Annotated in this window: 8 protein-coding genes; 2 read left to right on the top strand and 6 right to left on the bottom strand. The window is 63.1% G+C overall.

Going from position 1 to position 8511, the window contains the following annotated elements; genetic code table 11:
• From ACOZK4_RS23455 to ACOZK4_RS23435, 5 genes are all read right to left on the bottom strand, one after another.
• Positions 1 to 1190: methyl-accepting chemotaxis protein (locus ACOZK4_RS23455; RefSeq protein WP_421594115.1), on the bottom strand; the 1190-nt coding region annotated here is incomplete at its 3' end.
• A 17-nt stretch (positions 1191 to 1207) separates the two neighbouring features.
• Positions 1208 to 1726, bottom strand: coding sequence for a chemotaxis protein CheW (locus ACOZK4_RS23450; RefSeq protein WP_313524973.1), 519 nt, complete (start codon positions 1724 to 1726; stop codon positions 1208 to 1210).
• Positions 1723 to 3732 (bottom strand): chemotaxis protein CheA, encoded by a 2010-nt coding sequence (locus tag ACOZK4_RS23445; protein ID WP_421594114.1) that lies wholly within the window; start codon positions 3730 to 3732, stop codon positions 1723 to 1725. Before ACOZK4_RS23445 ends, ACOZK4_RS23450 begins: the two co-directional genes overlap by 4 nt.
• Positions 3729 to 4097 carry a response regulator gene (locus ACOZK4_RS23440; RefSeq protein ID WP_421594113.1) on the bottom strand — a complete coding sequence of 123 codons (369 nt, stop codon included), beginning with the start codon at positions 4095 to 4097 and terminating at the stop codon, positions 3729 to 3731. Before ACOZK4_RS23440 ends, ACOZK4_RS23445 begins: the two co-directional genes overlap by 4 nt.
• Complete coding sequence (locus ACOZK4_RS23435; protein ID WP_421594112.1) at positions 4097 to 4423, bottom strand: hypothetical protein; 327 nt, start codon at positions 4421 to 4423, stop codon at positions 4097 to 4099. The genes ACOZK4_RS23440 and ACOZK4_RS23435 overlap by 1 nt, the downstream gene beginning before the upstream one ends.
• Positions 4424 to 4787: 364 nt before the next feature.
• On the opposite strand from ACOZK4_RS23435, the gene ACOZK4_RS23430 reads away from it, so the two are divergent.
• Complete coding sequence (locus ACOZK4_RS23430) at positions 4788 to 6512, top strand: chemotaxis protein (RefSeq protein ID WP_421594111.1); 1725 nt, start codon at positions 4788 to 4790, stop codon at positions 6510 to 6512.
• 19 nt (positions 6513 to 6531) lie between these two features.
• Here the strand turns inward: ACOZK4_RS23430 and ACOZK4_RS23425 are convergent, their stop codons facing one another.
• Positions 6532 to 7521 carry a bile acid:sodium symporter family protein gene (locus ACOZK4_RS23425; protein ID WP_421594110.1) on the bottom strand — a complete coding sequence of 330 codons (990 nt, stop codon included), beginning with the start codon at positions 7519 to 7521 and terminating at the stop codon, positions 6532 to 6534.
• Positions 7522 to 7611: 90 nt separating this feature from the next.
• Here ACOZK4_RS23425 and ACOZK4_RS23420 point away from each other — a divergent pair, with 90 nt between their 5' ends.
• Entirely contained in the window at positions 7612 to 8490 is an 879-nt protein-coding gene (locus ACOZK4_RS23420) for a LysR family transcriptional regulator (RefSeq protein WP_421594109.1), read from the top strand.
• The last annotated feature ends 21 nt before the right edge of the window (positions 8491 to 8511 follow it).

Here is an 8511-nt window from a genome sequence, read left to right as displayed (position 1 = left end):
GCCTGGCTGCGTTCGGCGAGCTTGCGCACTTCCGAGGCGACGACAGCGAAGCCCTTGCCGTGTTCGCCGGCACGAGCCGCTTCCACGGCGGCGTTGAGCGCGAGCAGGTCGGTCTGGCGGGCGATTTCCTGAACGATGGAGATCTTCTCCGCGATGGTGCGCATGGCGCCGACCGCACGGCCGACCGCCTCGCCGGAGGCTTCGGCATCCTTGGCCGATTGGCGGGCGATCTTCTCCGTCTGGGCGGCGTTGTCGGCGTTCTGTTTGATGTTGGCGGCCATCTCCTCCATCGAGGCGGAAGCCTCTTCGGCCGACGATGCCTGCTCGGTCGCGCCCTGCGAGAGCTGCTCGGAACTGGCCGAGAGTTCCTGGCTGCCCGAGGAGACATTGTCGGAGGCCGACAGCGCATCCGCCACGACACCGCGCAGGCGCTCGATCATCGTGTTGACATGGCCGAGCATATCGCCGATCTCGTCCTTCGTGGTGATGTCGGCAAAGCGGGTGAGGTCGCCATCCGCCACGCTCTGGACGGCGCTGGCAGCGCGGTTGAGGCCGCGGTTGATCGACAGCACGATCCAGACGGCAGCCATGGCGGCGATCAGGACCGCGATGGCGGCGGCTGTCACCATGAGCGTGCGTGTGCTCTCATACTGGGCTTGGGCGTTAACTTCGGCTTCGTCGAGACGGCCTTCCTCGAGCTTCACCACTTCGTCGAGCAGTTTGTCGATCTCGTTTGTCACTGCGCGGGCGTCGGTGTTCGAGATGCGTGTTGCACTGTCGGTATCGCCGGCCAGCGCCAATGCGCGAATACGGTCATCGTTGCGGCGGAAGTCGGTGGTGAAGCCGGCGAGCTTGTTCCACATCATTTTGCCCTGCTCCGTCGCCTTGGCGAGGACAGCATCGAACGTCGCGTCGAATTCCTTGCGGGCTTCGTCGCTGAGGCCAATGTAGCGATTGGTCTCAGTGGCATTTGCCGACGACAGCATGTTTTTCTGCTGGCGGATCTGCTGGAGCTGCAGGTTGTTCAGCGCCTGGGCGAGCTTCAGGCGCTCGGCCGGGCCGTTCAGCACGTCGCCGAGCGTCGTGTTGAGGCCGCCGAGGCTCATGATGCCGTAGGCCGCGGTGCCGACCAGCACCGCGATCATGAAGCCGAAGGTCAGGAACAGCTTGAATTTGATGGTGAAGCGCATGGGTCTCTCCTGAGTGCCTAGTTCGGCGCTTGCGCGTTGCCAGTGCGGTCTTTCCGAGAGGAGAAGATCGCGTGCAGGTTCGGAACGATGATGAATTCGCCGCCTCGCTTGACGAGGCAGTTGATGTAATCAGCGCGCCAGCGCATGCCCACACTCGGTGGCGGCTCGCTGGCGACCTTGGCAAGGGTCGTGACTTCGTTGACCTTGTCGGTGCGGATGCCGACGAGGGTCGGTTCGTCGTCGAGATCGAGCTCGATGACGATGATGCGGCTGTCGATGGTGGTTTCCGTCGCGTCCATGCCGAAGGCAAGGCGGATGTCGGCAAGCGGGATCACCTTGCCGCGAAAATTGATGACGCTCGAAACGAAGGGCTTGCTGCCGGGAACGTGGGTTTCCGGCAGAAGATCTAGGATTTCCTGCACGACGATCGCCTCGATTGCGAAGGTCTCGCCGTTGAGGTTGAAGGTGAGGACGGACAGGTCTTCCTCCTCGCCCCAGATCGTGCCGTAGTCGAGTTTCCGTGCCGCTTCGCTCATCCTGCCGCCCGCATTTGCGCCTCCTGGTGCTGCCCGGCCGCGACGAGATGGGTGACGTCGAGGATCAGCGCGACGCTGCCATCTCCCAAAATGGTCGCGCCCGAGAAGGTGGCGACGTCATGGTGCAGCTTGGACATGGATTTGATGACTGTCTGGTGGTCGCCGATGATCTGGTCGACGACGAGGCCGACGCGCTCGGAGCCGGTCGAGATGACCACGACCTTCTGGTGCTGGTCGGGCTGGGTGCCTGTGCGGAACAGTTCGCGCAGGCGCAGGAACGGCACGAGACTGTCGCGCAGCGAGATGAAGGAGCGGCCGCGCGAGCGCAGGTCGTCTTCGAGCGACAATTCCAGGCATTCCTCGACGGCCGAAAGCGGGATGACGTAGCAGCCGCCACCGACGCGCACGAGCAGGCCTTCGATGATGGCGAGCGTCAGCGGAATGCGCAGCGATACTTCCGATCCGTCGCCCGGCTTGCTGACGATGTCGATGGCGCCGCGCAGCGCTTCGACGGTCTTCTTCACCACATCCATGCCGACGCCGCGGCCGGAGAGATTGGTGACAGCCTGGGCGGTTGAGAAACCCGGCTGGAAGATGAGCTGCAGCAGTTCCGGATCGGACAGCGTCTGGCCCGGCTGGATGAGGCCCGACGATTCCGCCTTGGCGCGGACCCGGTCGCGGTTGATGCCGCGGCCGTCGTCCTTGATGGTGATGATGACCTCGCCGCCCGTCTGGTGCGCCGAGAGGATGACCTTGCCCTTGGGGTCCTTGCCGGCAGCGATGCGCTCGTCGGGTTTTTCCAGGCCATGGTCGATGGAATTGCGCACGAGATGGACGAGCGGATCGGCGAGCCGGTCGATGACCGTCTTGTCGACCTCGGTGTTTTCGCCCTCGGTTATGAGTTCGATTTCCTTGCCGGTCTCGCGCGACAGGTCGTGCACAAGGCGGCGGAAGCGGCTGAAAAGGCTCGCGACCGGCATCATGCGCAGCACCATCATCGTGTCGCGCAATTCGCCGGACAGGCGTTCGATTTCCTCGGAGACGGAGCGCAGGCCGAGATCGGCCGCGGCACCTGCAAGCTGTGTGAGGCGCGACTGGGCGATGACCAGCTCGCCGACGCGGTCCATCATCTCGTCGAGACGCTCGGCGGGTACGCGGACGTTTTCGGCGGATTTCGCCTGTTTGGAATCGTTGGCGGCCTGGATGGCGGGTGCCTCGCGCTCCGAAACCACCACCGCTTTAGGCATCGTAGCTTCCGGGGCAGCGGCGACATGGACGGCGGCCGGGCGCTCGACGGCGATCTCCGTGATGTCGAGCTCCATCTCGTCCATGACGAAGATGAAGACGTCCTCGATGTCACTGCGGGGCTTTTCGGTCTTGAGGGTCACGTCCCAGGCTAGGTGGATGTCGCGCGGCTCGAGCGTGGCGAGATCCGGAACATCAGTGGCGTCGGCAATGATCTTGCATTCTCCGAGATCGCGCATCTCGTCGAGCAGGCCGAGCGGATTGGTACCGTTCGCCATGGCATTGGCCGGCAGGCTGAAACGGATGCGCCATTCGCGCATGCCGCCGGCATCCTGGTCCGATGCTACGGCCATAAGGGTTGCGGTTGAGACGGGGGCAGGGGAGCCCGCGCCGTTGACGGCGCGGTGCAGGTTGTCGAGCAGGCTGGCGCTCATCGCATCGTGGTCGCCGTTCGGCGTTTCGAGCAGCGCCCGCATATGGTCCTGGGCGGACAAGACCGCCGAGACCAGTTCATGCGTCGCCGGCACATCGCCCTTGCGCACGCGGTCGAAGGCGGTTTCGCAATGGTGCGTGAAGGCGGCCAGAGCCTCGAAGCCGAACATCGCGCCGGACCCCTTCAGGGTGTGCAGGCCGCGGAAGACGGCATCGATCTGGTCGCGATCGTCGAGGCTGCGCGTCAGGTCGAGAAGGCCGGACTCGATCTGTTCCAGCAGTTCGGCCGCTTCTGTCCGGAAAACTGAGATCGGGTCCGGATTGCTCATTTGCCGAGGACCTTTCTGGCGATCTTGACGAGGCTTTCCGGATCGAACGGTTTGGTGAGCCAGCCCGTGGCGCCGGCCGCCTTGGCCTGCGCCTTGATCTCGCCGTCTGACTCCGTGGTGAGGAAGATGACCGGCACGCCGGTATGCGCGGGCAGCTTGCGCAGCTCGCGGATCATGGTCAGGCCGTCCATATTGGGCATGTTGAGGTCGGTGATCACCAGGTCGTATTCACCTGCCTTAAGTTTGCTCAAGCCGTCGAGCCCATCGACCGCTTCGGTCACGGTGTAGCCGGCATTGCTCAGGGTGACGCGTGTCGTCAGCCGGATGCTGGCGGAATCGTCCACGGTCAAGATTTTCGCGGTCATCAATTTTTCTCCTGATGCAACCAGAAATGTGCGGCGTCCGGCGTCATCTCGTCGAGAAATCCGCCACGCTTCAGCACGTCGTAAAGGTCTCCCGTCGCCGGGCGAGCAAGTAGAAGCCGGTTCGCGTGCGCTTCCGCGTGTTTGCGCGCAGCCGTAACGAGCTGGACAAAGCTCAGGTCGACCTGAGCCTCCGCGTCGATATCAAGTATCGTTGCTGGATTATCCGCCAAATGGCTCAGGATAATCTCTTGAACGGCTAATATATTCTTGATGGTGAGCGCATTTGGTAAGGTTAATGGCGCGTCACCGGACAAGGTGGAGGACATGCTGGCCCCGATAAACGTTTTGCAAGGGAGTATTCCCCGCGCCAGAATTCATCGATAGCCTTAACGATCCGTAAAGCGCGGTTGCTAAATTCACCTTTTGGTGGTTGCTGCATTGCTTATACAACAATTCACGTTAGGTGACGCATTCGGCTTAACCATCTGATAATATTATTTAAATTAAAACATAAGACATTAGAGATATTATTTATAAATCCCTAATTCTAGGGATGCCTGCATCCTCGGGTGGTGGCGTGCAAACAGCGCTTAAAGGCCCGAATTCACTTCATAAGGAGATGCGAATTTACTGCGCGTTACATTGTTCGTCCTAGGGTCAGGCCTAGATTTCTTGAAAGTGGGGTATGGCGTGTCAGGAACAGCGAGCGCAGTCCGCGTGGAGCGGCAGACGACCGGGACGGAACTCGTTTCCCGTCTCGAAGGGGCCCGTTCCCGCATCGAACAACGCTTCCTCGACGGGGGCGTGGTGCTGCTCGCCGTGCTCGATGTGCTCAACCGAATGGTTGCATCGCTGGAAAACCTCTCCCGTTCGCTTGACGACGAGACCGCGCAGGCGACGATCGGCCGGCTGGTTGCGACGGTCGATCAGCTGACCGCGCTGCCGGCCATCGAGGAAACGCGTCAGCAGCGCCTCGCCAGTGTTTCGGTGACGGAAAAGTCGCTCGGCACCCATATTGCGGATATGCAGGAGACGCTGCGCTATCTGCGCACTTTCGCGACGACGGCCAAGATCACGGGCGCCGCCATTCCGGATTTCTCGGGCTTTGCGGAAGAAATCCTCGAACGCATCCAGTTCGGCAGGAAGGAAGTCGATGCGCTCGGCGCGAAGATTGGCACGCTCAGCGGCGTGATCGACGCGGCGTCCTTGGGCGGAGGAGAGGCGTTGGAGCGCTTCCGCCGCAGTGTACCCGACATTGCCACCAATCTCTCGCGCAATGCAGCGGACCTCACATCCCAGCGCAAGCATCTTTCGCAGCTCGCCGGTAAGGTCGGCAGTTCGGCCCGTCTCGTGCAGACGAAGGTCGCGACCACGCTCTCCGCCATGCAGATCGGCGACATTACGCGCCAGCGCATCGAACATTGCCAGTCAGCCTTCGCCTTTCTGGACGAGCATCTGGCGGCCGGCACGCTGGATGGTGACGCGGCCGGGCGTCTGACGGCCCTTGTGCACCATCTCGTGCGCGATCAGCTTGTCGCGATCACCAGCGACTTCGGGCGCGAATGCAAGACCGTCATCGGAACGATCCGTAGTTTCGGGACCGATATCGATGGTCTGATGGCGCTTTACGGCGACATGGCTGCCACCGACGGCCAATCGGCCGACCGTGCCATGCGCACGCTGGAAGCCGATATCGATGCTGCCCGCGCCGTCGTGCGCGATATCGAGCAGGCGGCCGGCAAGGCCAATGCGCTGGGGTCGAGCACGGTGGAGACTGTGCGGGAGCTGCTGAAGGGCGTGAAGACGATCCAGCTGGTCCGCACTGATATCCACTACATGGCACTCAACACCAACCTGCGCTGCAGCAAGCTCGGCGAAGAGGGGCGGGCGATCAACGTGGTGACCGCGGAGCTGCGCACCTTCTCCGCCCAGCTCGACGAGACGGCCGAACGCATCCTGGTTGCGCTGCAATCGCTGGAGGGCGATGCCGGCAAGCTTGGCGAAGCCGGCAATGCGGCCGGCGGCTCGCTCGATATCCATCTCGAAGAGGTGCTCGACCATATTCGCCGCGCCGGCGACCGGATGGAAGAGGATATGGCTGCGCTGCGGGATTGCGGCGCGGATGTCTCCGCCAAGGCGGGCAGGACGATTGCCGGCCTCGATTTCAACGCTGAACTCGGCGATGTGCTCGCCGACTGTGCGGCAAGTGCCGGCGATCTGATCGATCATGAGATGCCGGATACCGCCGGACTTGAGGAGGCGATGGCCGATCTCGGCAGCCGTATCGCGCGTGTCTATACTATGGCCTCGGAACGCGAAATTCATGCCCGCTACTTTGGCGGGACGCTCGAGGCGGCACCCGTCCAACCCGCAGCCATGAGCGACGACGATCTGTTCGACGACGCCTTGTTCTGATGCGCAGGCCGGGTTTGCGTCAGCCCGCCTGTACCGGCTCCGCCTCAAGCGTCTTCTGCCGGTCGGCATAGACGCGCGCCAGCCAGGCGCAGACCATCAGCTGGATCTGATGGAAGAGCATCAGTGGCAGCACGATGGCGCCGATCGACTGGCCGGCGAAGATGACGCTCGCCATGGGCACGCCGCTGGCAAGGCTCTTCTTCGAGCCGCAGAAGACGGCGGTGATGCGGTCTTCCCGGTTGAAACCCAGAAGCTTGCCGCCGAGGCTGGTGATGAGAAGGACTGCGGCGAGCAGCAGGATGTCGACGAGGATGAGCAGCGCGAGATCCCCGATGGCAAGCCGGTGCCAGATGCCCTCCGTCACCGCTTCCGAAAAGGCGAGATAGACGACCATCAGGATCGAGCCGCGGTCGAAGGGATTGAGCAGCGTCTTCTTCGAGCGGATCCAGTTGCCGATGAAGGGTTGCAGCACCTGGCCGGCGACGAAGGGCAGGAAGAGCTGCAGCATGATCTTCCAGATCATGTCGAAGGAAATGCCGGCATTGCCGCCGGTGGAGAAGAGCAGCGCCACCAGCGCCGGCGTCAGGAAAATCCCGAGAATATTCGATGTCGATGCCGCGCAGATCGCGGCGGGCACATTTCCGCCGGCAATCGAGGTGAAGGCGATCGACGACTGCACGGTGGATGGCAGCACGCAGAGGAAGAGCAGGCCGAGATAGAGCGGCTGGTCGATCAGCCAGGGCGAGAACAGGCCGAGCCCGAGGCCGAGCAGCGGGAAGATTGCGAAGGTCGTCACCAGGATGAAGAGCTGAAGGCGCCAGTGCAGGAAACCGGCGACGACGGTGTCCGTCGAAAGACGTGCGCCGTGCAGGAAGAACAATAGCGCGATCGCGATGTTGGTGGCGATACCGAACCACTCCGCCGGCTCGCCCGAAATCGGCACGAGCGAGGCGAGCAGCACGGCGCCAACGAGCAGCAAGGTGAATGTATCGGGCAGGAAGCGTTTCATCGGTCACGATCCGGGAAGGTCTCGACAGGCCCTTAAAATGCGCTATCCTGTTTTGCGATGCAATCGATAATGCTTATCGAGAAACGTGATATGCTCGATCTTGCTCAGTTGCGCAGTTTCGTCATGGTGGCCCAGACCAAAAGTTTCACACTTTCGGCGGAGCGGCTGAACCTTGGCCAGTCGACGGTCAGCCAGCATCTTCAGCGGCTGGAGCGAAGCCTTGGCCGGCGGCTGATCGACCGCGATACGCATGCGGTGCGCCTGACGAGCGACGGGGAGGCGCTGCTGCCCAATGCCCGCCAGCTTCTGGCGCTGGAACGGCAGACGGTGGCGCGCTTCGATGCCGATGCGCCGCGCGGTCCCTTCCGGCTCGGCATTTCAGAAGATCTGGTGAGCGGGCAGCTGCCGGGTCTGCTGGAGGACTTCATCGCCGATCACCCCTCCGTCGATCTCCAGCTTTCCGTCGCGCTCTCCAAGACCCTGGCCGACATGCAGGATCGCGGCGAGCTCGATCTCGTCATGGCCAAGCGCCGGATCGGCGAGCAGCGCGGCGATGCCATCCTGCGCGAACCGCTCGTGTGGCTGGCGAGCGATCCCGAGGCGATCCTCGCCAAGCCCGTTCTGCCGCTGATCGTCTTCCCGCCGCCGAGCCTCACGCGGGCGCTGCTGATGGAGGCGCTGGAGCACGCGGGCACGCCCTGGCGCATCGTCTGTTCATGCCAGAGCCTGAGCGGGCTGACGGCGGCGGCGCGGGCGGGCATGGGCGTGCTGGTGCAGCCGCGCAGCCTGGCCCCGGCAGGCCTTCGCGAAATCACCCCGCCGCTGCTGCCGGCGCTGGAGGATGTGGAATTCGTGCTCGTCACCGCAAGCTCGGCCGATCACGCCACCGTTTCCGCCTTTTCCCGCAAGGTGCGCGAGCGCTTCGGCAAGGGCTTTGCCGTCACTGCGGCCCCTGACATCACTTCATAAGAACCTGCCGGACCGGCGGGG

Source organism: Shinella sp. M27 (assembly GCF_049199905.1).
Lineage (GTDB): Bacteria > Pseudomonadota > Alphaproteobacteria > Rhizobiales > Rhizobiaceae > Shinella.
The sequence above is the reverse complement of the archived record's forward strand: the minus strand, read 5'-3'. Positions and strand labels throughout refer to the sequence as shown.

Bases quoted from the DNA above. Each gene is read 5' to 3' on its own strand.
- ACOZK4_RS23450 (WP_313524973.1), bottom strand. From the start codon at position 1,726: ATGAGCGAAGCGGCACGGAAACTCGACTACGGCACGATCTGGGGCGAG.
- ACOZK4_RS23445 (WP_421594114.1), bottom strand. From the start codon at position 3,732: ATGAGCAATCCGGACCCGATCTCAGTTTTCCGGACAGAAGCGGCCGAA.
- ACOZK4_RS23440 (WP_421594113.1), bottom strand. From the start codon at position 4,097: ATGACCGCGAAAATCTTGACCGTGGACGATTCCGCCAGCATCCGGCTG.
- ACOZK4_RS23435 (WP_421594112.1), bottom strand. From the start codon at position 4,423: ATGTCCTCCACCTTGTCCGGTGACGCGCCATTAACCTTACCAAATGCG.
- ACOZK4_RS23425 (WP_421594110.1), bottom strand. From the start codon at position 7,521: ATGAAACGCTTCCTGCCCGATACATTCACCTTGCTGCTCGTTGGCGCC.
- ACOZK4_RS23420 (WP_421594109.1), top strand. From the start codon at position 7,612: ATGCTCGATCTTGCTCAGTTGCGCAGTTTCGTCATGGTGGCCCAGACC.